21 protein-coding genes and 3 tRNA genes are annotated in these 22,723 nt (G+C 52.3%); 13 read left to right on the top strand and 11 right to left on the bottom strand.

Features of this window, described 5'->3' with window-relative positions; translation table 11 throughout:
- Positions 1-138: 138 nt before the first annotated feature.
- The 5 genes from Q1M25_RS00455 to Q1M25_RS00435 all read left to right on the top strand — a co-directional run bounded on the left by Q1M25_RS00455 (position 139) and on the right by Q1M25_RS00435 (position 5,685).
- A complete protein-coding gene (locus Q1M25_RS00455) occupies positions 139-1,107 on the top strand; it encodes an ABC transporter permease (RefSeq protein WP_070584836.1) in 969 nt (322 codons plus the stop codon).
- The gene (locus tag Q1M25_RS00450; protein ID WP_004520978.1) at positions 1,097-2,068 is read left to right on the top strand and encodes an iron chelate uptake ABC transporter family permease subunit; all 972 of its coding nucleotides are present in this window, start codon (positions 1,097-1,099) and stop codon (positions 2,066-2,068) included. The genes Q1M25_RS00455 and Q1M25_RS00450 overlap by 11 nt, the downstream gene beginning before the upstream one ends.
- A gap of 142 nt (positions 2,069-2,210) precedes the next feature.
- A complete protein-coding gene (locus tag Q1M25_RS00445; RefSeq protein WP_300480492.1) occupies positions 2,211-4,076 on the top strand; it encodes an acyltransferase family protein in 1,866 nt (621 codons plus the stop codon).
- 140 nt (positions 4,077-4,216) lie between these two features.
- Entirely contained in the window at positions 4,217-4,843 is a 627-nt protein-coding gene (locus Q1M25_RS00440; protein WP_300480489.1) for a hypothetical protein, read from the top strand.
- An 83-nt stretch (positions 4,844-4,926) separates the two neighbouring features.
- Positions 4,927-5,685 carry an ABC transporter ATP-binding protein gene (locus Q1M25_RS00435; RefSeq protein WP_003684210.1) on the top strand — a complete coding sequence of 253 codons (759 nt, stop codon included), beginning with the start codon at positions 4,927-4,929 and terminating at the stop codon, positions 5,683-5,685.
- Between the two features lie 68 nt (positions 5,686-5,753).
- On the opposite strand, the gene Q1M25_RS00430 is transcribed toward Q1M25_RS00435, so the two are convergent.
- Both Q1M25_RS00430 and Q1M25_RS00425 read right to left on the bottom strand, forming a co-directional pair.
- Positions 5,754-7,046 (bottom strand): valine--pyruvate transaminase, encoded by a 1,293-nt coding sequence (locus tag Q1M25_RS00430; RefSeq protein WP_300480486.1) that lies wholly within the window; start codon positions 7,044-7,046, stop codon positions 5,754-5,756.
- Positions 7,047-7,159: 113 nt separating this feature from the next.
- Positions 7,160-7,459 (bottom strand): porin, encoded by a 300-nt coding sequence (locus Q1M25_RS00425; RefSeq protein WP_300480483.1) that lies wholly within the window; start codon positions 7,457-7,459, stop codon positions 7,160-7,162.
- A 94-nt stretch (positions 7,460-7,553) separates the two neighbouring features.
- Here Q1M25_RS00425 and Q1M25_RS00420 point away from each other — a divergent pair, with 94 nt between their 5' ends.
- The 4 genes from Q1M25_RS00420 to Q1M25_RS00405 all read left to right on the top strand — a co-directional run bounded on the left by Q1M25_RS00420 (position 7,554) and on the right by Q1M25_RS00405 (position 11,471).
- On the top strand, positions 7,554-8,384 hold the full coding sequence (locus Q1M25_RS00420; protein ID WP_300480480.1) for a carbon-nitrogen hydrolase family protein: 831 nt from the start codon (positions 7,554-7,556) through the stop codon (positions 8,382-8,384).
- 9 nt (positions 8,385-8,393) lie between these two features.
- Entirely contained in the window at positions 8,394-8,939 is a 546-nt protein-coding gene (gene ruvC, locus Q1M25_RS00415; RefSeq protein WP_300480478.1) for a crossover junction endodeoxyribonuclease RuvC, read from the top strand.
- A gap of 77 nt (positions 8,940-9,016) precedes the next feature.
- The gene (locus Q1M25_RS00410; protein WP_300480505.1) at positions 9,017-9,901 is read left to right on the top strand and encodes a lipid A biosynthesis lauroyl acyltransferase; all 885 of its coding nucleotides are present in this window, start codon (positions 9,017-9,019) and stop codon (positions 9,899-9,901) included.
- A gap of 775 nt (positions 9,902-10,676) precedes the next feature.
- Entirely contained in the window at positions 10,677-11,471 is a 795-nt protein-coding gene (locus Q1M25_RS00405; protein WP_003749126.1) for a 3'-5' exonuclease, read from the top strand.
- Between the two features lie 84 nt (positions 11,472-11,555).
- Here the strand turns inward: Q1M25_RS00405 and prmC are convergent, their stop codons facing one another.
- The 3 genes from prmC to tldD are packed head-to-tail and all read right to left on the bottom strand — an operon-like array spanning position 11,556 to position 14,315.
- Entirely contained in the window at positions 11,556-12,368 is an 813-nt protein-coding gene (gene prmC, locus Q1M25_RS00400; RefSeq protein WP_300480501.1) for a peptide chain release factor N(5)-glutamine methyltransferase, read from the bottom strand.
- The gene (locus Q1M25_RS00395) at positions 12,358-12,819 is read right to left on the bottom strand and encodes a hypothetical protein (protein WP_300480476.1); all 462 of its coding nucleotides are present in this window, start codon (positions 12,817-12,819) and stop codon (positions 12,358-12,360) included. The genes prmC and Q1M25_RS00395 overlap by 11 nt, the downstream gene beginning before the upstream one ends.
- A gap of 53 nt (positions 12,820-12,872) precedes the next feature.
- On the bottom strand, positions 12,873-14,315 hold the full coding sequence (gene tldD / locus Q1M25_RS00390) for a metalloprotease TldD (protein WP_300480473.1): 1,443 nt from the start codon (positions 14,313-14,315) through the stop codon (positions 12,873-12,875).
- A gap of 257 nt (positions 14,316-14,572) precedes the next feature.
- Here tldD and Q1M25_RS00385 point away from each other — a divergent pair, with 257 nt between their 5' ends.
- Positions 14,573-15,091 carry a DUF4189 domain-containing protein gene (locus Q1M25_RS00385; RefSeq protein ID WP_300480470.1) on the top strand — a complete coding sequence of 173 codons (519 nt, stop codon included), beginning with the start codon at positions 14,573-14,575 and terminating at the stop codon, positions 15,089-15,091.
- Positions 15,092-15,487: 396 nt separating this feature from the next.
- On the opposite strand, the gene Q1M25_RS00380 is transcribed toward Q1M25_RS00385, so the two are convergent.
- The 6 genes from Q1M25_RS00380 to Q1M25_RS00355 all read right to left on the bottom strand — a co-directional run bounded on the left by Q1M25_RS00380 (position 15,488) and on the right by Q1M25_RS00355 (position 19,135).
- Positions 15,488-16,330, bottom strand: a complete 843-nt coding sequence (locus tag Q1M25_RS00380; RefSeq protein WP_101756206.1) for a cell division protein — start codon at positions 16,328-16,330, stop codon at positions 15,488-15,490.
- A 15-nt stretch (positions 16,331-16,345) separates the two neighbouring features.
- Positions 16,346-18,106 carry a bifunctional biotin--[acetyl-CoA-carboxylase] ligase/type III pantothenate kinase gene (locus tag Q1M25_RS00375; RefSeq protein ID WP_300480467.1) on the bottom strand — a complete coding sequence of 587 codons (1,761 nt, stop codon included), beginning with the start codon at positions 18,104-18,106 and terminating at the stop codon, positions 16,346-16,348.
- Positions 18,103-18,609: an adenylyltransferase/cytidyltransferase family protein gene (locus Q1M25_RS00370; protein ID WP_188212340.1), complete on the bottom strand. Its 507-nt coding sequence runs from the start codon at positions 18,607-18,609 to the stop codon at positions 18,103-18,105. The genes Q1M25_RS00375 and Q1M25_RS00370 overlap by 4 nt, the downstream gene beginning before the upstream one ends.
- 259 nt (positions 18,610-18,868) lie before the next feature.
- Positions 18,869-18,944, bottom strand: a tRNA-His gene (locus tag Q1M25_RS00365).
- Positions 18,945-18,953: 9 nt separating this feature from the next.
- Positions 18,954-19,030, bottom strand: a tRNA-Arg gene (locus Q1M25_RS00360).
- 27 nt (positions 19,031-19,057) lie between these two features.
- Positions 19,058-19,135 (bottom strand) — tRNA-Pro (locus Q1M25_RS00355).
- A gap of 201 nt (positions 19,136-19,336) precedes the next feature.
- Here Q1M25_RS00355 and folD point away from each other — a divergent pair.
- The 3 genes from folD to Q1M25_RS00340 all read left to right on the top strand — a co-directional run bounded on the left by folD (position 19,337) and on the right by Q1M25_RS00340 (position 22,718).
- The gene (folD, locus tag Q1M25_RS00350) at positions 19,337-20,188 is read left to right on the top strand and encodes a bifunctional methylenetetrahydrofolate dehydrogenase/methenyltetrahydrofolate cyclohydrolase FolD (RefSeq protein ID WP_300480465.1); all 852 of its coding nucleotides are present in this window, start codon (positions 19,337-19,339) and stop codon (positions 20,186-20,188) included.
- Positions 20,189-20,273: 85 nt separating this feature from the next.
- Positions 20,274-21,347 (top strand): AI-2E family transporter, encoded by a 1,074-nt coding sequence (locus tag Q1M25_RS00345; RefSeq protein ID WP_300480463.1) that lies wholly within the window; start codon positions 20,274-20,276, stop codon positions 21,345-21,347.
- A gap of 129 nt (positions 21,348-21,476) precedes the next feature.
- On the top strand, positions 21,477-22,718 hold the full coding sequence (locus Q1M25_RS00340; protein WP_300480460.1) for an aromatic amino acid transporter: 1,242 nt from the start codon (positions 21,477-21,479) through the stop codon (positions 22,716-22,718).
- Positions 22,719-22,723 lie beyond the last annotated feature (5 nt).

The following is a 22,723-nucleotide window of genomic DNA, read 5'->3' as shown; positions in this document are numbered from 1 at the left end:
TAGGCCGTCTGAAAATACATGGTGCAAATGGACAAGTTTTGCCTGTTTGCATCTGTTTTTATGATGGGCAAACCTGCCTTTTTTGCCAAACACCTTAACCCCTCTTTCAGACGGCCTTATTTTTTTCCGAACCATTTTATGTTTCACAAACCTTCATTTTTAAATGCGATCAACGGTGTGGCGCTGCTGATATTGTTTGTCGTCAGCCTGTCGGTCGGCGTGGCCGAATTCAAATGGTCCGCCCTGTTTTCGCTATCCGACAGCCAGCAAGTCATGTTCATCAGCCGCCTGCCGCGCACGTTTGCGATTGTGCTGACAGGTGCGTCGATGGCGGTAGCCGGCATGATTATGCAGATTTTGATGCGCAATCGTTTTGTCGAACCGTCGATGGTGGGCGCAAGCCAAAGCGCGGCTTTGGGTTTGCTGTTGATGACCCTGCTGCTACCGGCCGCGCCGCTGCTGGCAAAAATGTCGGTTGCCGCCGTTTCCGCACTGATCGGGATGTTGGTCTTTATGCTGCTGATCCGCCGCCTGCCACCGACCGCGCAACTGATGGTGCCTTTGGTCGGGATTATTTTCGGCGGGGTGATTGAGGCGGTGGCCACCTTTATCGCGTATGAAAACGAAATGCTGCAAATGCTCGGCGTGTGGCAACAGGGCGATTTTTCCGGCGTGTTGCTCGGGCGGTATGAGCTGTTGTGGGCAACGGGAATTTTGGCTTTGTTTGCCTATTTGATTGCCGACCAGCTGACGATTTTGGGTTTGGGCGAAACAGTAAGCGTAAACTTGGGGCTGAACCGGACGGCGATTCTGTGGTCGGGGTTGATTATTGTGGCGCTGATTACGTCTTTGGTGGTCGTGACAGTCGGTAATATTCCGTTTATCGGCTTGGTCGTGCCGAACATCATCAGCCGCCTGATGGGCGACAAGCTGCGCCAAAGCCTGCCTGCAGTGGCCTTGCTGGGCGCGTCTTTGGTGTTGCTGTGCGATATTGTCGGACGCGTGATTGTGTTTCCGTTTGAAATTCCGGTCTCTACGGTTTTTGGCGTGATGGGGACGGCTTTGTTTTTGTGGCTTTTATTAAGGAAACCTGCTCATGCCGTCTGAAAAAAATATCGGTTTTATGGCAGGAAGCAGCCGTCCGTTGTGGGTCGCCTTTGCACTGTTGCTGGTTTCCTGCGTCCTGTTTATGACGCTCAACGTCAAAGGCGATTGGGACTTTGTCTTGCACCTACGCCTGACCAAGCTTGCCGCGCTGCTGATGGTCGCCTATGCGGTCGGCGTGTCCACGCAACTCTTCCAAACGCTGACCAACAATCCGATTCTGACCCCTTCGATTTTGGGTTTCGATTCGCTGTATGTGTTTTTGCAGACCTTGCTGGTGTTTACGCTCGGCGGCGTGGGCTATGCTTCCCTGCCGTTGACGGGTAAATTCGGCTTTGAACTGGTCGTCATGATGGGCGGCTCGCTGCTGCTGTTCTACACGCTCATCAAACAGGGCGGACGCGATTTGTCGCGCATGATTTTAATCGGCGTGATTTTCGGGATTTTGTTCCGTAGTCTGTCGTCGCTGCTTTCGCGCATGATTGACCCCGAAGAATTTACCGCGGCGCAGGCGAATATGTTTGCCACCTTCAATACCGTCCACTCGGAATTGTTGGGCATCGGCGCAGTCGTGTTGCTCATCAGCGCCGCCGTAATCTGGCGCGAACGCCACCGCCTCGATGTTTACCTACTCGGCCGCAATCAGGCCATCAATTTGGGCATCAACTACACGCGCAATACCTTATGGCTGCTGTTGTGGATCGCCGCACTGGTTGCGACTGCGACCGCCGTTGTCGGCCCGGTAAGCTTTTTCGGCCTGCTGGTTGCCGCGCTGGCCAACCATTTTTCTCCGTCGGTCAAACATTCCGTCCGCCTGCCCATGACTTTTTGTGTCGGCGGCATCCTATTGGTCGGCGGGCAAACCATCTTCGAGCACTTCCTCGGCATGCAGGCCGTATTGAGCGTGGTCGTCGAATTTGCAGGCGGATTGGTATTTTTATATTTGGTGTTGAAAAAGAAATAAATTAAACGTGCCCAAACGTTCGCAAAAATAAATTCAGGCCGTCTGAAATCCATGTTTTCAAAATATTTAATCCTTGAAATGAAACTAAATTTCTGACATGTACTCATAGTAAACATTACTGGATTTACTAGAATTACAAAAAATGAGCACGACATTAAAATACCGTCCCGACTTGGACGGCATCCGGGCTTTGGCAGTCTTGGCTGTCATTATTTTCCACATTGATGCCGCTTGGCTGCCCGGTGGTTTTCTCGGTGTCGATATGTTTTTCGTTTTGTCCGGCTATCTGATCACCACCATCATCAGCCGCGAAATGCAAAACGGCAGTTTCTCGTTTTTAGAGTTTTACAAACGCCGCGCGAAGCGCATTTTGCCCGTTTTCTCCTGCGTATTGCTGTGTACGAGCTTGGCCGCCGCAATCTTTTTCCTGTCGTTTGACCTGCGCCAATACGTTAAATCGGCAGTATTTGCGTTGCTGTTTTCGGCCAACCTGTTTTTTGCACGGCGCGGTGGCTATTTCGATGCCGATGCAGCGGAAAAACCTTTGCAACACATTTGGTCTTTATCGCTGGAAGAGCAGTTTTACTTTGTTTTTCCAGTTTTGCTAACTGCTTTTTTCCGATTCAGCAAAGGGCGCAACATCCGCCAATTTATCCTTTTGCTGATTGTATTGAGCCTGTTGTCCGTCTTCTTGCCCACCTTCGGCATGGACCCTTATTTCCTGCCTTATGTGCGCGCATATGAGTTGCTGATCGGCGCGCTTTTTGCCTTTATTCCGCCCTCCCAAACCAACGACCGTTTCAGCACGCCTCTGGTCGGCTGGGCGATGATGACGGTGATTGCCGCCATGCTGCTGCTTCCTTACGGCGTGTTGCCCGGCGAAGGCAATATTGAACGGCTGCTGTGCTGTACGGCGGTTGGCGGCTTGATTTACTCAGGCAAAACACTACAAACGCAAAGCGGCTTCAATACCGCCAAACTGTTGAGCCTCAAGCCCGTTGTGTTTATCGGTTTGATTTCCTATTCGCTGTATCTGTGGCATTGGGTGGTTTTGGCCGTCATACGCTATGTTTACATGGACAACGCTTTGCCGATGTCCGCGATTGTATTGGCAGTGGTGCTGATGTCCGGCTTGTCCGTTTTGTCCTATTACTTTGTCGAAACACCGGCGCGACGGATAAAGAATTTCACCACCAAGAAATTCATCGGGGTAATCGCCGCCTATTTTGCCCTGCTGATTCCTGCCGCCGGCTACCTGCTGACTGCCAAACCGGCCGCATACGAGGCAAACCTATATACGGTTGACGAAAGTAAAATCTGCGCGGATACCTTGACTAAAACGGACTGCGCTGTCGGCGCGGAAAACCAAAGCAGCAAAGTCCTGCTGATGGGCGACTCCCACGCCGCCCACCTGACGCCCTTTATCGATATAGTGGGCAAACAGGAAGGCTTTGCCGCCGACGTTATCTCGTCCAACAGCTGCGGCGTTGCCTTCGGCTTCCTCCTGCCGCAAAGCGACCGCCGTGCCAACCGCTGCAACCCTTACAACCGCTTTATCGCACAAAAGGTCGAAAACTACCCGGTGGTCTTTATCTCGCAACGTTGGTTCCTGCATACCGACAAACCCGGTTTTACGGAGCATTTCGGCAAAATGCTCGATACCCTGATCCAACAGGGTAAACAGGTTTACGTCTTTGCCGACACGCCGATGAACGCGCAACTGCCCCTGCGCCATTACTACCTGAAACAGCGTCTCGGCATCGATATGCAATACGTTTCCGAACATAAAAAAGCGGAAATTGCCCGCTCCGCCGAAGCCGACAAAACCATAGAAAACATCGTCAAACAGCGGCCTGCCGTACATTGGGTCAACATCATGGGTCCGATTCCGGCAGACAAAACCATAGACGGCCTGCCGATATATTTTGACACCAACCACCTCAATACCCACGGTGTGACAAAACTGGCGGAAAAATTTATACAGGACAAAAAAATACTCCTAAAATAACACCGCAGTTTCAGTCCGAAACCTTTGCCGCAATACTGAATGCAAATGCCGCTCAAAGCGCAGTAAACAGTATGCCGCAAAGGTTTCAGGCCGCCTGAAACCTTCAGACAGCCTAAGCAAACCCATAAAGGACAACCCTCATGACACAAGAACGCCTCCCTTCATTCTTCGATAATGCCCCGACCATTACCGTCCAAGACGCATTGGCCGACTTCCTCGGCGCGGCCGAAAACGGCATCCTCACTTACCGCTACGCCGATGCCGTGCGCCTGTGCGGCCACTCCTGCCCGACCGTCGCCGGTGCCTACCTGATGGTGATCAAAGGCCTGAAAGCCCTTTACGGCGCAGAGCTGCCGCAACGCGGCGACATCGAAGCCTTTATGCAGGGCGAGCGTGACGAAGGCACAACCGGTGTTACCGCTTCCGTCGTCCAACTCCTTACCGGCGCGGCACCCGAAACCGGCTTTGGCGGCGTAGGCCCTGCCGGACGCTTTGCCCGCCGCCATCTATTGTCCTTTGGTGCAGGCGAAATCAACGGCACACTCGCGCTCCGCCGCCGCGATACCGGCAAAACCGTTGCCGTCAGCCTCAACGCCGCGCTCCAACCCTTTGCGCCGCAAATGCGCGACATCATGCCCAAAGCCGTCAGCGGCAGCGCAAATGCCGACGAACTCAAACAATTCGGCGAGCTTTGGCAAGAACGCGTCCGCGCCTTCCTGATTGACCAAGCCAACAATCCCGAATTTGTTACCGTCAGCGAAATCTAACCACACCATACAGGAATAAAATTCAGACGGCCCCATGCTGAAAGGCCGTCTGAAACCCCAACTTCCCATTTTCGGACCCGCCTATGATTACCATCCGCAACGTCAGCCACACCATCGGCAGCAACCCCATCCTCAACGACGTCAGCCTCGACATTCCCGAAGGCGGCATTACCGCGCTAATCGGTCCGAACGGCGCAGGCAAGTCCACCCTCCTCTCCTTTATGGCGCGCCTGCAGCCCTTGGTACACGGCGACATCAGCTACGCAGGCAAAGACATCAAAACCACCCCCACCGCCGAACTCGCCCGCACGCTCTCCATCCTCACCCAAGAAAACAGCATCATGAGCCGTATTACCGTGCGCGACCTGCTCATGTTCGGCCGCTATCCCTACCACCAAGGCAGGCCGTCTGAAAACGACAAAACCATCGTCGAAGAAGCACTTGCCGAGTTCCACCTGCAAGACTTTGCCGACCGCTACCTGACCGAGCTTTCCGGCGGCCAACGCCAGCGCGCCATGATTGCCATGGTGTTCTGTCAGCGCACCGACTACGTTTTGCTGGACGAACCGCTGAACAACCTCGATATGTATCATGCCCGCTCCCTCATGCAGATCCTGCGCCGGCTGACCGACGAACACAAACGCACTACCGTCGTCGTACTGCACGACATCAACCAGGCCGCCGCCTACGCCGATTACGTCGTCGCCATGAAAAACGGCCAAGTCGCCATGCAGGGCAAGCCCAACGATATTTTCACCGCCGAAAACATCAAAACCCTATTCGATATGGACGTCAACGTCCTCGATTACGAAGGCAAGAAACTGGTTATCCACCATATCTAAATCCGACAAAAAGGCCGTCTGAAACCCGATTGCTCAGGTTTCAGACGGCCTTTGCCTATTCAAAGCATTTATTTTTTATCGTACAAACCGCGCATCACGCGACCAATCGCGGTAATGCCTTTTTCCAGCGTTTCCGCGTCCTGCGCAATGCTCATGCGGATACACTCGTGCGCGTGCGGATAGTCTTGCGTATCAATGCCGACAAAGAAATGCTCGCCCGGAATAATCAGCGTGCCTTCGGCCTTGAGCATTTCGTACAAGGTTTGCGACGAAACGGGCAGGTTTTCAAACCAAAGCCACAAGAAAATCGCACCTTCAGGCTTGTGGATTTTCAACGGATACGCACCCAATTCGCGTTTGAGCAGGGAAACCGCCGTTTGTGCCTGCTGACGGTAAAACGGTTGAATCACTTCGTCGGCCAGCTGTTTCAGACGGCCGTCGTTCAACAGCGGAGCCGCAATCGCCGCGCCGAAACGGGTTGGCGACAGGTTCACAATCGCATTCAAACTGCTGACGGCTTTGACTACTTCCGGCGCGGCGACAATAATGCCGGTACGCACGCCGGGCAGGCCGATTTTAGAAAGGCTGAAGCAGAGGATGATGTTTTCGTGCCAATTGAGCGTCACATCGCTGTAAATAATATTCGGGAACGGCATTCCGTAAGCGTTGTCGATAATCAGCGGAATCCCGTGTTCTTGTGCCAAAGCGTCCAAACGCGCCATCTCGCCGTCGGTCAACACATTACCGGTCGGGTTGGTCGGGCGCGAACAGCAAATCGCACCGATTTTGCCCTCTTTCAATTCAGGCAGGCTCTCCAGCGCGTCAAAGTCCACGCGGTATTTGAAAAAGCCCGCTTCGCCTTCGTGTTCGACATTTTCGATTTTCGGCTTCACCGAAATAAAATGCTGCCCTTCGACATGCACGTCGGCATAACCGATATATTCAGGCGCAAGCGGCAACAAAATGGCTTTTTCAGCCGTTTGGCCGTCTGAAAGATTGAATTTGCCGCCGAACAGGTTGAACAAATAGAAAAACGCGTTTTGCGAACCATTGGTCAGCGCGATATTGTCCGCCGTCAGATTCCAGCCGTATTCGCGGTTGAGAAACTCCGTCAAAGCCGCAATCAGCGCCGCATCGCCCTGCGGATTGGAATAATTGCCGATATTCTCAACAGCGTGTTCCGCTGCCAGTTTAGAAAACACATCGGCGAACACCGCATTGACTTCAGCAATCTTCGCCGGATTGCCGCCGCCAAGCATATTGACGGGCTTGTCGCTTTTGAGCGCGTCGCCCAAATCGTCCATCAACTGCAAAATACCGCTGTGTTGTGTGAATTTTTCGCCGAATGCTGAAAACTGCATGGAAACTCCGGTGCTGAGTGTGTAAAAAAATAAACCGCTATTATAAGAACAAAGGCCGTCTGAAAACCAGTTATCCTGATTTTTCAGACGGCCTTAATTATCCAATCTTTCCTTTAACGGCCAAAATTGTCTCGACGTTCGCGCCAGTCTTGGCGGATGGAGCCGCTTTTACCGACCGGAGTATCTTGTTCGACTTCCCAAATAAAATTCGTTCCGCCGCCAATCGGATGAGAACCGCGCAAGCCGATGTGGCTGCCTTGGTCGGCAACGGAGGTTCGGCTGTATGTTTGGCCGCCAAAACGGGTTTGCGAGGTTTCGATGCCGCTTTTGATACTGCCGTAAAGCTGTACGTCGGCATGTGCGGCAAGTGCGGCGGTGGAAAGTGCGGCAGTGAGGAGAAGTTTCAAGTTCATGGTTTATCCTTTTTTGGAGAGGAATTGTGTGACGATTGTATCGGCCTTGTGCGTAAACAAGTTACAATTCTTGCAAAATCTGACAGGAGTTTTGATGATGCGCTCTTTACGCGCCGCCGCTGTGCAAATGGTGTCGTCCACCGACCCCGAAACCAATATTTCCACCATGAAGCGCCTTGTCTGCGAGGCTGCCGAACAAGGGGCGGATTGGGTGTTGCTGCCCGAATATTGGCCGCTGATGGGCAAAAACGATACGGACAAGCTGGCATTTGCCGAGCCTTTGGACGATGGACGCGTTGGCGAAACCTGCCACACCCGTTTTCAGATGGCCTTAAGCGAAACAGCAAGGGAATGCGGCGTGGTGTTGTTTGGCGGTACGGTTCCGCTGCAAAGCCCAGACATGGGCAAGGTGATGAACACGATGCTGGTGTATGACCGCGACGGCAACCGAATCGGGCTTTACCACAAAATGCACCTTTTCGGCTTTTCCGGTTTGGGCGAACGCTACGCCGAAGCCGATACGATACTGGCGGGCAGCGATGTGCCGAAGCTAAGCGTGGAAGATGTTCCGCTGGCGGCCGGTGTCTGCTACGATTTGCGCTTTCCTGAGTTTTTCCGCACCCAGCAGCCGTTTGATGTTTTGCTGTTGCCGGCCGCGTTTACCTACACGACCGGCAAGGCGCATTGGGAATTGCTGCTGCGCGCCCGTGCGGTGGAAAACCAATGCTACGTCATCGCGTCGGCACAAGGCGGACTACATGAAAGCGGCCGCCGCACATTCGGCCACAGTATGATTATCGACCCTTGGGGCGACGTATTGGCCACGCTGCCGGAAGGCGAAGGCGTAATTTGTGCCGATTTGGATACTGCGCGCCTGCAAAGCGTGCGCACGCGCCTGCCTGCCCTGAAACACCGATTACTTTAAACACGCACTATGTCTCACTCCCAACCCACTCGCATTCTCGGCATCGACCCCGGCAGCCGCATGACCGGCTTCGGCGTTATTGATGTCCACGGCCGCGAGCATCATTATGTTGCTTCCGGCTGTATCAAAACGCCGACCGGCGCGTCGCTTTCCGAACGCATCGCCGTGATTGTCCGCCATATCGACGAAATCATCCGCCACTATCAGCCTCATCAGGCGGCCATCGAACAAGTGTTTGTCAACGTCAATCCGGCTGCAACATTAATGCTTGGTCAGGCGCGCGGTGCAGCGATTGCCGCTTTGGTCATGCACGATTTGCCCGTATTTGAATACACCGCGCTTCAGGTCAAGCAGGCAGTAGTCGGCAAGGGCAAGGCCGCCAAAGAGCAGGTGCAGCATATGGTGGTTCAAATGCTTGCACTTTCAGGCACGCCGCAAGCCGATGCCGCCGACGGACTCGCCGTCGCCCTCACCCACGCCCTGCGCAATCACGGATTGGCTTCGCAACTCAACCCTGACGGCCTACAGGTCAAGCGCGGCCGTTTCCAATGGTAAGCCGACATTCAGGCCGTCTGAAATATGTTCCAGCCCGTTTTCAGACGGCCTTTCGGTTATAATAACCCTTTGCCCACATACAGCGAGCCTTCATGAAAGCCGCCTTCCTTTTTCTCTACCTCATCCGCCTGCTGCCTTTTTGCGTGTTGCACAAGATTGCCGACGCGGTCGGCATTCTCGCTTATTACGCAGTCAAACCGCGCCGCAAAGTCGGCGAGGTCAACCTCAAAAAATGCTTTCCCGAGCTGAACGACAGCCAGCGCACCGCCCTGCTCAAACGCCATTTCCAACACATGGCCAAGCTGATACTCGAATACGGCCTCTACTGGTACGCGCCTGCGGACAAGCTGCGCTCGTTGGTACGCTATCAAGACAAACACTATCTCGACGAAGCCCTCGCCGCCGGCGAAAAAGTCATCATCCTCTATCCGCACTTTACCGCATTTGAAATGGCGGTTTACACGCTCAATCAGGATGTGCCGCTGACCAGCATGTATTCGCACCAAAAAAACAAAGCCCTGGACGAGCAAATCCTGAAAGGCCGCCACCGCTACAACAATGTTTTCCTGATCGGCCGCACAGAAGGCCTGCGCGCCATCATCAAACACCTGCGCAAAAGCGATGCGCCCTTTCTTTATCTGCCCGACCAAGACTTCGGCCGCAACGATTCCATTTTCGTCAATTTCTTCGGCATTCAGACGGCCACGATTACCGGCCTCAGCCGTATCGCCGGCATGACCAAAGCTAAAATCATTCCCGCCATCCCCACGCGTGAAGCCGACAATACCGTAACCCTGCGCTTCTATCCGGCTTGGAACAATTTCCCGACCGAAAATGTCGAAGCCGACACCCAGCGCATGAACGACTTCATCGAAGAGCGGGTACGTGAGCATCCCGAACAATATTTCTGGCTGCACAAACGCTTCAAAACCCGTCCCGAAGGCGAAAACAGCTTTTATTGACTACATCGAATTACAATTTGAATATGCAAAAAGCGGCGAAATCCTTCTTTCACCGCTTTTTCATTTTAATTGAATCAAACCGAAACTCATGTTTGATTTTAAACAATCAAATAATATTCCGCTTTAAATGCTTTAAAAACAACTTTTTTCATCGTGATTGAAACTTTCAAACAACCCTATATTTTTTCTCAAATGAAAAACATCAGGCCCAATACACTTTTTTCATTTACATATTAAATTTAATTTCTTTTAAAAACAATATATTAAAAAATAGCCCATCTAAAAAAAATACATTTCAATCATTCAAAATATGAAATAAAATTAAATTAAAATTTAAAAAAAAACAAAATAAATATCTAAATTTAAAACAATTATGAAATATAATTGCAAAAATATGACAATACCTGAAATTTATACCGAAACTAGCCTTCAGAAAAAAATACTTGGCAAACTGTAAAAATTCGCGTAAATTTCACTACATCAAATTACAAAACGTTCAGACGGCCTCGCTGATTTTAGATACTTTTGTAAGCAGTTTTCTGATATTGCAAGAAATTGCGGTATTTTTAGAGGATTTCGGTGCAATGCCCGAAATGAAAGTTTACCGATGCAGAGTTGAGCTGCATCTGTAAAGCCGCAGGTGAAAGCCTGTATTGTTTGTGAAGCGTAAATCTCTGATTTGAGGTATTGGGGCAATCCTGTGGGGGATTGCCTCTTTTTTTATCTGCGCCGTCATGCCACAATGGCATCATCCCTTATCCAACCCGATCACGCCATGACTCCGATACTCGCCTTCGACATCGAAACCATTCCCGACGTAAACGGCATCCGCCTGCTTTACGATTTGCCTGCCGATTTACCCGACAACGAAGTCGTCCTGTTTGCCCAACAGCAACGCCGTGCCAAAACCGGCAGTGACTTTATGCAACACCATCTGCACCAAGTCGTCGCCATCTCCTGCTGTATGCGCTGGGGGCAAGACAAAATCCGCGTCAGTACCATCGGCGATCCCGAAGACAGCGAAGAAGTCATGATTGCCAAGTTCTTCGAGGTCATCGAAAACTATACGCCGCAACTCGTCAGCTGGAACGGCGGCGGTTTCGACCTGCCCGTCCTCCACTATCGCGCCCTGATACACGGCATCAGCGCCGCCCGCTATTGGGACATGGGCGACGGCGATTTTGGCGACAGCCGCGACTTTAAGTGGAACAACTACATCAGCCGCTACCACACCCGCCATTGCGACCTGATGGATTTGCTCGCCCTCTACCAACCGCGTGCCAGCGTGCCTTTGGACGATATGGCCAAACTCTGCGGCTTCCCCGGCAAACTGGGCATGGACGGCAGCAAGGTTTGGGACGCTTATCATGCAGGCCGTCTGAAAGACATCCGCGACTATTGCGAAACCGATGCCGCCAATACCTACCTGATGTACATGCGCTTTCGCATGATGAGCGGCGCGCTCGATGCCGACGAATACGAAGTCGAAATCAAACGCATCAAACATTATCTGGCCGCACAAGCCGAAGAAAAACAACACTGGGCGGAGTTTGTCGCTGCTTGGCGTTAAACCAGGCCGTCTGAACAGACAAACCAGAAAACCAAAAGGGCGTGATTGACACGCCCTTTTTTATATTCCGACAAACCATACCCGCTAAGCAGGCAAACGCCCCAGCGTGACCCTGTCCAATCCAGCCAAATCCTGTTCAGTTGCCACTTCTGCAAAACCGTTCTCCAGCATAATATTCCGCACCGCTTCGCCTTGGTCATAACCGTGTTCAAACAGCAGCCAGCCGTTGGCTTTCAGGTATTTTGGGGCTTCTTGGGTAATGTGACGGATATGGCTGAGGCCGTCTGAAAAATCGGTCAATGCGTTTTGCGGTTCAAACCTCAAATCACCTTGCGACAAATGTTCATCGCCATCCTCGATATACGGCGGATTGGAAACAATCACATCGTATCGGCCTTCAGACGGCCTGTCGGTATCAAACCACGAACCCTGCGCAAACTCGACTTTTGCGCCCAATTCGACCGCATTTTGACGGGCAGTATCCAAAGCACCGACGCTGATATCGGATGCGCGAACATCGGCATCAACGCGTTCAAGCGCGACGGTCACAGCAATGGCGCCGCTGCCCGTCCCCAAATCCCACACGCGGCCTTGCGGCGGCAAGCGTTTGAGTACGGCTTCCACCAAATGCTCGGTTTCAGGGCGTGGAATCAACACATGAGGGTTGACGGCAAAACGTCGTCCGTAAAACTCGCGCTCGCCCAACAGATAGGCCATCGGCTCGCCTTTCAGACGGCGTTGCGCCAAAGTCTCCAAGGTTTGCAGGGCAGATTCTGCCAAATCGTCCGTACCGCGTGTCACCAGTTGCGCGCGCGTGTAACCCAGCGCATATTGCAACAACATCCGCGCTTCATTTTTGGGCAGTGCCGATTGGCGCAACCATTCATCAAGCGTCATTTTTCGTCCCATCTGCCAGCGTTGCGGCTTTTCTTTCCTTATTCTTTCCGGTAAACGTGCCGATGGTGGCAACAGCAAATGCGGCATACCACAAATAAAATCCTGCACCGTAACGCACGATATCCGCCGTATTTCCTGCTTCATCGACGTGTACGGCTTTCACACTGAAAGCCACCAGCGCCAAGCCCCAAAGCGCCGCATGGACAGGCACGACCTTCTTCCGCAATGCCAGCAAAACAATGGCCGCCAACCAAACATAATTCGCATAGGCCGCACAATACCTGATATCCAAAGAAGCAAATATCGACCCCAAAATCAAAACGGTTACACCCTTCATGCTTTCATGATTGCCCAAATAAAATGCAACATTGGACAAAGACGCTATCCAAAGGGCAACCGACACCAGCAACATCACTATGGGAAAACTTGATTTCCGATTCTCTTCCTGCATGGTTTTATCCTAATGTAAAAGGCCGTCTGAAAACCTTTCAGACGGCCTGCCGTTTAAATTTCGCTACCACCGACGGTCAGTCCGGCATCAATCCTCAGGGTCGGTTGTCCGACGCCGACAGGAACGCTCTGCCCTTCTTTGCCGCAGACGCCGATTCCGCTGTCGAGCGCGGAGTCGTTGCCTATCATGGAAACGTATTTCAGCACTTCGGGGCCGTTGCCGATAATGGTCGCGCCTTTGACAGGGTATTGCAACTTGCCGCCTTCCACCCACCACGCTTCGGATGCGCTGAACACAAACTTGCCGCTGGTAATGTCCACTTGTCCGCCGCCGAAGTTGACGGCGTAAATGCCCTTGTCGATGGACGCGATGATTTCTTCCGGCTCATAGCCGCCGTTTTCCATAAAAGTATTGGTCATGCGCGGCATAGGCGCGGAAGCGTAACTTTCGCGGCGGCCGTTGCCGGTCGATTGCGTACCCATCAAGCGGGCGTTGGTTTCGTCCTGCATATAGCCGACCAAAATCCCGTCTTCAATCAATACCGTGCGGCGGGTTTCGTTGCCTTCGTCGTCGATATTGAGCGAGCCGCGTCTGTCGGCAATATCGCCTTGATCCACAACGGTAACGCCTTTGGCAGCCACGCGCTCGCCGATTCGGCCGGAGAAAACGCTGGTTTCTTTACGGTTGAAATCGCCTTCCAAACCATGTCCAACCGCTTCGTGCAACAACACGCCCGGCCAGCCGTTGCCCAAAACAACGGTCATCTCGCCGGCAGGCGCAGGACGGGATTCAAGATTGGTCAGGGCTTGTTTGACGGCGGAATCGACAAACCGATGCACCAAGTTTTCATCGAAATACGCCAAATCATAACGCCCGCCACCGCCTGCGCTGCCCTGCTCGCGACGCTCGCCCTGCTTGGCAATGACGGTTACGTTCATGCGCACCATCGGACGGATATCGGCAGCGTGTTTGCCGTCCAAACGGGCGATGTACACCATGTCGTATTCGCAGGTCAAACCGGCCATCACTTGCACGATACGCGGATCGGCGGCTTTGGCCAGCGTTTCAACTTTGTTCAACAGCGCGACTTTGGCAGCAGAATCAAGACTGGCAATAGGGTCAATCGCCATATGGACAGGCTTGCCGTAGGCAGGTGTCGGCACTTTGACGCTGGCTTCGCCGCCGGCCGCACCAATCACGCGCACGGCTTTGGCAGAGCGGTTGATCGAATCGATACACAGGCTGTCGGCGTAGGCAAAAGCAGTCTTATCGCCCGAAACGGCACGCACGCCCACACCCTGATCGATTTGGAAGCTGCCCGATTTGACGATGCCTTCTTCCAAATGCCAACTTTCATAGGCAGTACGCTGGCAATAGATGTCGGCATAATCGACATGGTTGGCGCCGATAATGCTCAGGCTTTGGGCGAGCAAATCGGGGGAAAGGTGGTTGGCTTCGAGCAAATCTCGCTGTACCGCGGCGTAGGTTTGTTGCATAATTTTTCAGACGGCCCGACGAGCAGGCAAAGTTAATTTGGCCTTGATTATACGGTATTTTATATGGCTTTGGATATGTTGATTGCTTGGATTTATGAGTGATTGAAACAAATCAAAAGGCCGTCTGAAACATAGGGTCGAAATGCTTGCCTTACCCTATTTCAACGTCAGCTGCGTAAAGAAGATAACAAATCATCGTATGATTTGTGCAGCGGCAGGCTGATAAAGATTCAAATAATAAATAGATTGGAATTGAAATGAAAAAGTTATTTGTTGTATTGCTAGGACTGGCAAGTCTTAATGTTTATGCCAACGGCTGCGGTGGTGAATACCAACCTGCAACTGGAACTTGCCGTATTATCGACAGCTCGGGCAGACAAATTTTATATAACGTTGGCTCTAATAGTGGTTCAGCTCAGAGCCAACCAAGCGTTGTCAATATCGATGTTCCTTCAAGATACGGTGCATGGGCTATTAATCTTAAAACAGGCATTTCCGCAGATGCCATAAATGCTCCCTCTCTTGAAGTAGCAAAAAAAGGAGCAATTAAGGCCTGTGAGCAAAATGGGAAAAACGCACCATGTAAAGTAAAGGCATGGGTAAGAAATGGGTGTCTTGCTGTTGCAAAAGGAAAGTTAAATGGCAAATGGATGTCTTTTCCTCGCTCAGAAGCTCCCGGTCTTGTAGAGGATAAAGCCTTAAAAGCCTGCCAAACTTCAGGATACTCACAATGTACCATAGCAGTTCCAGAAGGCTGCTCAATGCCTAAATTCTAATAGACAAAAGGCCGTCTGTTGTTCAGACGGCCTTTTCAATCACGGCAAAGCCAACGCCAAAACTTAATTTCCATACAAAACAATCTATTACAGAAAAATCCCTTATTTTTTTAGTTTTGCTATTGATAATAGTTATTATTAGCGTATAATCAAAACCACTCGGAAGACGTCCTAATCCGAGCCATTAAACGACAGATTTTATCCCCTTCTTCCCCATTATCTCTTGATACTCGGAGTGCGCATATACGAAACATACCTGTTCCCCTTTATATCAGATACTCAAAACCGAAAAACATGAAACCCACTGCCGATACAGTGGGTTTCGTGTTTTGCGGCATTCGGTTTATCAGGCTTTGCCGACTGCTGATCAGGCCGTCTGAAACCGAATAAACCTGATCATCGGCAGGTTTTCATGTTCAATTTACCATAACGGCCGACAATGTTTCTGATGTCTTGGGCATCGCGCTCGTCGACCGCCATAAAGACCACGGTCATGCGCGCCACGCTCAAACCGGTATCGGGTGCGCTTCTGTCTTCCTGTTCGACAATACGCGCGCCGCCGAAACCTGCGCTGGACAAGCGTGAAATCAAAACTTGGGCGGAAGAACGGCTGCGTGTTACGTCAACGCTGATTTCGCCGTTGTGAATGCTGCCGCTAAAACCGCGGCTGCCCAAGGCATCAAGCTGGGCGGAAGTGTCGCCGTCGGCAGGCAAGACTACGCGGAAGGTTTTGGAAGAAGTTTCGCCACCGGATGCGCCGTTGCGTTTTTCGATACTGCGGCTGGCCGCATGAGGCCATTTGCCCAACAGGCCTTTGATGCGGTGGTAATCGTCTTCATCCATCACCACGGTAGCGCTGCTGGTACACAATCGTTCCACTCCGGCCGCACCCATCTCTTCTTCGGCGGCGCGGCGCTCTTGCGCTTCTTTCTCGCGGCGCATTTTTTCTTTTTTCTCTTTCAACTGCTGCGCTTCTTGCTTTTTACGCAAGGCTTCTGCTTCTTCGGATTCAGGTTCGGCCATAATCAGGCCGTCTGATTCGACCACCACCCAATCGGGTTGCGATGCCTGCTGAGGCTCGGCTTTAGGCGCGTCCAAAGAAGACGGGCGCAATAATTCGTGCGTACCTCCTTCCAAAGCAGATTCGGGTTTGGCGGTTTTATGTTGTGTCCGATAGGCAACCATACTGCCAAAAACAATGATGTTGAGTGCGACCAAGACCGCAAACAGCCATTTCATGATGCGTTTTCCTTTTTATTGTCCGTTGCGATGGGCAATCCAATGCAAAAGCCCGTGAATCACGAGATTATCGACGATTTTCACTTGATTGTCATGAACGAATGACTCCGGCAGCGCCTGCACGACTCTGGCCGCGCCGCCGCCCGTGATAATAATATCGACCGGTTTGCCCTCGCCCGTTTTGTCTTTCAGACGGCCATGCATCATCATCAACGCACCGCAAACGGCATCCATCATGCCGCTGGCAATGGCGTTCGGCGTTGTGGTTGGGAACGGATATACCTTGCCAATGGGGCGGTTGAGGTTGGCGGTCTTGAGTGCCATCGCCTCTTTCATCAAGTGGAAACCGGGCATGATAGTGCCGCCAAGATAATGATTGTCTTCCGTCAGCGCGTCGGTGGTTACGGCGGTACCGCAGCTGACGACGACGCAGGCGTTTTGCGTAAAGCGACGGCTGCCCAGCGCATTAAACCATCGGTCGGAGCCATGTTCTTCAGGACGGCGGTAATGGTTGCGGATACCCAAAGCCTGAGGCATGGAAGACAACCATTCGACCGGACGGGTTAATTGTTCTTCCACCATCGCTTTTTTGACCGAACCGCACACGGCGCAACCGACAATCTTCACATCATCATCGGCAAATTGCAGCCATTCTTCGCCCAGCTGGGCCAAATCACGATACGGCGCGCGGCCAACTTCGGAAAATGTGCCGTTCTCTACCCACGCCCATTTCAACTGACTGTTGCCGCCGTCCAGCAGCAAAAAGCGTTCCGGCTTGGCGACGGCAGGTTGCGCCGGACGGTTATCCGGACGCAAGCTGATCTCGCCGCTGACAATGGTTTTCTCGCCATTGTCGGTCAACAAACGCAACGCGCCTTGCGCATCCACGCCTTTGACTACGCCTTCATGAACAATGCGCCCTTCTTGAAGCAGCAATACCGGCCTGCCTGTGTCGCGGTTAGCGGCATCGTATTCGCCGATACATGACGCAAATCCGTTTTGCGCGTATTCGTTCAACAGCGCATCGAGTTGCGCCAATACCGCATTCAATAAGGTTTTGACACTTACACCCTGCTTAGAGGCCGTCTGAAACAAGGCCTGCACGGAAGTAGCGTTTTCAACTTCTTTCGGCAATACAAAATTAATGCCGATACCGATGACGGCGACAGTCTTATTCTCTACCCGCGCCGTTTCAATCAAAATACCGGCCAATTTATCGTTGGCCACGACCAAATCGTTCGGCCACTTGATATTTACGTCCAAACCGATATCGGCAAGCGCACGGCGGCAGGCCAATGCCACCACCAACGCCAGCGAACCCAGCTCATACTGCGGCTTGTCAAACGCCCAGCCCAAGCTGAACATCAGACATTCGCCCTGTCGGTTGACCCAGCTTCGCCCTTGCCGTCCGCGGCCTTTGGTTTGAAAATGCGCCACACACAAGGCCTTATGCGCCAAATCTGCCGACTGGCGCGCCAATGCCATGATTTCATCGTTGCTGGACGAACATTCGTGTTTCAACTGCGCACGAAAACCCTGTTTTCCGGCCATTTGTTGCAGAGATTCTTCGGCAAACACAGCCAAAGGGCGCACCAAGCGCCATTGCCCGTCGTGCTGGCGCAGCAAACCGCGGATATGGCCCGGCATCTGCTGCCAGAATCCGTTTAATTGTTGCGGCTTCATCCCGACCACTCGCGCCAACTGAGAAACGTGTTGCGGCAGGCCGTCTGAAAGCGCGGCGAGCAAGGCCCAATGGCGGCTGTTCAAATCCGTCATTCGCCTCCTCCGGCTTCGCGAATTTTCGCCAACGTTTTGGTGGTCGAAGTCTGGTGTAAAAACGGAATCGAAAATACTTTGCCGCCACGCGCAAACGTCTCAGCCGCACCGACAATCTTATCCACAGGCCAGTCGCCGCCTTTAATCAATACATCAGGTTTGACCATTTCAATCAACGCAGCCGGCGTATCGTCATCAAACCATGTGACCAAATCCACGCTCGCCAATGCCGCTGCCACTGCCGCGCGGTTTTCCAAAGGATTAATCGGACGGTCGTCCCCTTTGCCCTGACGGCGCACCGAAGCATCGGTATTCAATGCCAACACCAAAGCCGCACCGGCCGATCGCGCCTGCGCCAGATACGTTACATGGCCCCTATGGAGAATATCGAAACAGCCGTTGGTAAACACCAGCGGACGGGGCAATGCCGCCAAACGCTCCGCCAGCTTTTCGGGCGGACAGATTTTGGATTCAAATTCTGGAGCTGGCCATTCGGACATGATGCGGTTCCTTTGGGAATGAAACAGAAAATAATCGGGGTATTATAAAGGATAACGGCGAAACGCCATAAAAAGATACCGAACGGTACAATATTCGGGCTTGACTGCGTATTCATTGATATTTGATAACACAGCAAATGCTATTTTTGCCGATGCCATGATGAAACGGTTTGATAAATACTTTTTTGAAACCCAATTAAATCTGAAGTAAAATTCGGGTATAAATGGAAAAAAGCCTGCATACAATATGCAGGCTTTCATCTGGGGTGGCTGATGGGGCTCGAACCCACGACAACTGGAATCACAATCCAGGGCTCTACCAACTGAGCTACAGCCACCGTAAAAATTGGCACGCCCGACAGGAATCGAACCTGTAACCCCCGACTTAGAAGGTCGGTGCTCTATCCGGTTGAGCTACGGGCGCTCATGCCGATTCGTGCTAAGAATTTTGTGGTCGGGGCGGTGGGATTCGAACTCACGACCCTCTGCTCCCAAAGCAGATGCGCTAACCGGGCTGCGCTACGCCCCGACTGAAGACCTGAACTATACAGACCCTTTTTAACCCGGTCAACATCTACTTTGCTTTATTTTTTCATTTTTTGATTATCTTATTATTTTTAATCGTTATTTATTTTTATGTTTCACAATCAGGGCTACTCTTTTGTGTCAGGCCGTCTGAAAAATGCGATAATTTAAACGCAATATTTATCCCTATTGAGGAGGAAAAATCATGGCTGCACAACTTATAGACGGAAAAAAAATCTCCCAGCAACGCATCGAGGCGGTCGCGCAGGCGGTAAAAGCGCGTCAGGAAAAAGGTTTGCACACGCCTTGCTTGGCGGTGGTATTGGTTGGCGACGACCCTGCTAGCGCGGTTTATGTACGCAATAAAAAACTGGCCTGCCAAAAAAGCGGCATCGAATCGCGCTCTTATGAGCTGCCGTCTGAAACCACGCAAGACGATTTGCTGAAACTGGTGGACGAATTGAATGGCGATCCTGCCGTCGACGGTATTTTGGTGCAACTGCCGCTGCCGGCACACATCGACAGCCAAGCGGTTTTGGAACGTATCGAGCCGCATAAAGATGTGGACGGCTTCCACCCTTACAACGTCGGCCGCCTGGTCGTCAAAATGCCGCTGATGCGCCCGTGCACACCAAAAGGTGTGATGACTTTGTTGGAAGCCTACGGTATCGACCCGAAAGGCAAAAAAGCGGTCGTCGTCGGCGCATCCAATATTGTCGGCCGCCCGCAGGCGTTGGAATTGCTGCTGTCCCGCGCGACGGTAACCATCTGCCACAGCGCCACGCAAAACCTTGCCGATGAAATTGCTGCCGCAGATATTTTGGTGGTCGGCGTAGGCATTCCGAATTTCGTTAAAGGCGAATGGGTCAAACCCGGCGCAGTCGTTATCGATGTGGGCATCAACCGCTTGGACGACGGCAGCCTGTGCGGCGACGTGGAGTTTGATGTTGCCAAAGAACGTGCTTCCATGATTACGCCCGTTCCCGGCGGCGTCGGCCCGATGACGATTGCCACTTTGTTGGAAAACACGGTACACGCGGCCTCATTGCACGATTAATCGCTGTCATTAAGTTAGGCCGTCTGAACATGGTTTTTCAGACGGCCTGACCTGTTTTTTTTGCTTTTTACCTTATTGGCTTCACATGTCCTTACTCTCTTCCCACTCCGACAACCTGACTTTCCGCAATGCTTCCTATATCCTGATGGGCTTGGCCTTGCTGATTGTCTTGCACTACCATTTTCTGCCGCTGCTGCTGTCGGTTATCCTGACCTATATCTTTATTACGCGCACCAACGGCGTCATCCTCAAGCTCCGCCGCCGTGTTTTACCGCGCAACACGCGGCTGCATAAATCGCTCAATGCGCACAATATCAACCTGATTTCCACCACGCTGACGCTGGCCATCGTGTTCAGCATCATCACGATGATGTCTTTGGGCATTTACCACCTGATACACGGCGGCCATGTCGGCTTTATGTTGGCGAAGCTGGCGGCGATTTTAGAAGACACCAAAAACAGCCAAGACCTGCCTGCGGCCATTCTCAATATGCTGCCCAACAATATGGCCGAAATCAAAGCCTCGGCAATCAAGCTGATTGAAGAATACCGCGCCGCACTGACCCGCATCAGTAAAAACAGCATCACGTCCTTCGTGTACATCCTCATCGGCATCATCATCGGCGCCATGCTCAGCTTCCACCGCCTGAAAATGCGTAAAAACCGCCGCAAAATGCCATTGTTTAAAGCCGAATTGGTGCACCGCATCATCAATTTTGAAACCAGCTTTGAACGCGTGTTCCTCGCCCAAGTCAAAATCTCGCTGATCGACACCTTCCTGACCGGCCTGTACCTTTACTTGGTTTTACCGCTGTTCGGTGTTGAGCTGCCGTTTAAAATGACCGTCCTGATCGTCGCCTTTATTGTTGGCCTGATTCCGGTGGCGGGCAACCTGATTTCCAACACCATCATTATTATTTTGAGCCTCGGCGCATCGCTGTACGTCGCACTCGCCTCGCTGGTGTTCCTTGTTGTCATCCATAAGCTCGAATATTTCCTCAACGCCAAAATCATCGGCTCGGAAATCGAATCCAGCGCATGGGAATTGCTGGTGGCGATGGTCGTCTTTGAACGCATTTTCGGCATCGGCGGCATCATCGTCGCGCCGGTTTATTACGCCTATTTGAAAAACGAATTGAAACTGCGAAAATTGATTTAATCAGTTGCATTTATACACATCAAAGGCCGTCTGAAAACGACAATCGGGTTTTCAGACGGCCTTTGCTTTACCTTTTCTTACACTTTACGGCATAATGGCAGCCACGCATTTCTAGAAGAAAGATAAACAATGTCAACCAAAACCCCTTCCCTATTCGGCGGCGCGATGATTATCGCCGGTACGGTTATCGGCGCAGGCATGCTTGCCAACCCGACCGCCACCTCCGGCGTATGGTTTACCGGCTCGCTGGCCGTGTTGCTGTACACCTGGTTTTCCATGCTCTCCAGCGGCCTGATGATTTTGGAAGTCAACACCCATTATCCGCACGGCGCCAGCTTCGATACCATGGTCAAAGACCTGCTCGGCCCGGCTTGGAACGTCATCAACGGCGTTGCCGTCGCTTTCGTTTTATACCTGCTCACCTACGCCTACATCTTCGTCGGCGGCGACCTGACCGCCAAAGGCATCGGCAGCGCGGTAGGCGGCGAAATTTCGCTCTCCGTCGGCCAACTCGTCTTCTTCGGTATCCTCGCTTTTTGTGTTTGGGCATCCGCACGCTTGGTTGACCGCTTCACCAGCATCCTCATCGGCGGCATGGTATTGACATTTATTTGGGCAACCGGCGGCCTGATTGCCGATGCCAAAATGCCTGTCTTGTTTGACACCCAAGCCCCTGCCGGCACCAGCTACTGGATTTATGTCGCTACCGCCCTGCCCGTTTGCCTTGCCTCATTCGGTTTCCACGGCAACGTTTCCAGCCTGCTCAAATACTTTAAAGGCGACGCGCCCAAAGTAGCCAAATCCCTGTGGTCGGGTACGCTGATTGCGCTTGTGATTTACATCCTCTGGCAAATTGCCATCCAAGGCAACCTGCCGCGCAGCGAGTTCGCACCGGTTATCGCCGCCGAAGGCCAAGTTTCCGTCCTGATCGAAACGCTGTCCAAGTTCGCCCAAACCGGCAATATGGACAAAGTGTTGACCCTGTTCTCCTACATGGCAATCGCAACGTCCTTCCTCGGCGTAACGCTCGGCCTGTTCGACTACATCGCCGACATCTTCAAATGGAACGACAGCATTTCCGGCCGTACCAAAACCGCCGCACTGACCTTCCTGCCGCCTTTGATTTCCTGCCTGCTCTTCCCTACCGGCTTCGTTACCGCCATCGGCTACGTCGGCCTGGCCGCAACCATCTGGACAGGCATCATCCCCGCCATGCTGCTCTACCGCTCGCGACATAAATTCGGCGTCAGCAAAAACTACAAAGTTTACGGCGGATTCTGGCTGATGGTTTGGGTCTTCCTCTTCGGCATCATCAACATTGCCGCCCAAATATTGAGCCAACTGGAGCTCGTTCCCGTATTTAAAGGTTAAATTCC

This window comes from uncultured Neisseria sp. (assembly GCF_951230505.1).
Classification (GTDB): Bacteria; Pseudomonadota; Gammaproteobacteria; order Burkholderiales; family Neisseriaceae; genus Neisseria.
The sequence above is the reverse complement of the archived record's forward strand: the minus strand, read 5'-3'. Positions and strand labels throughout refer to the sequence as shown.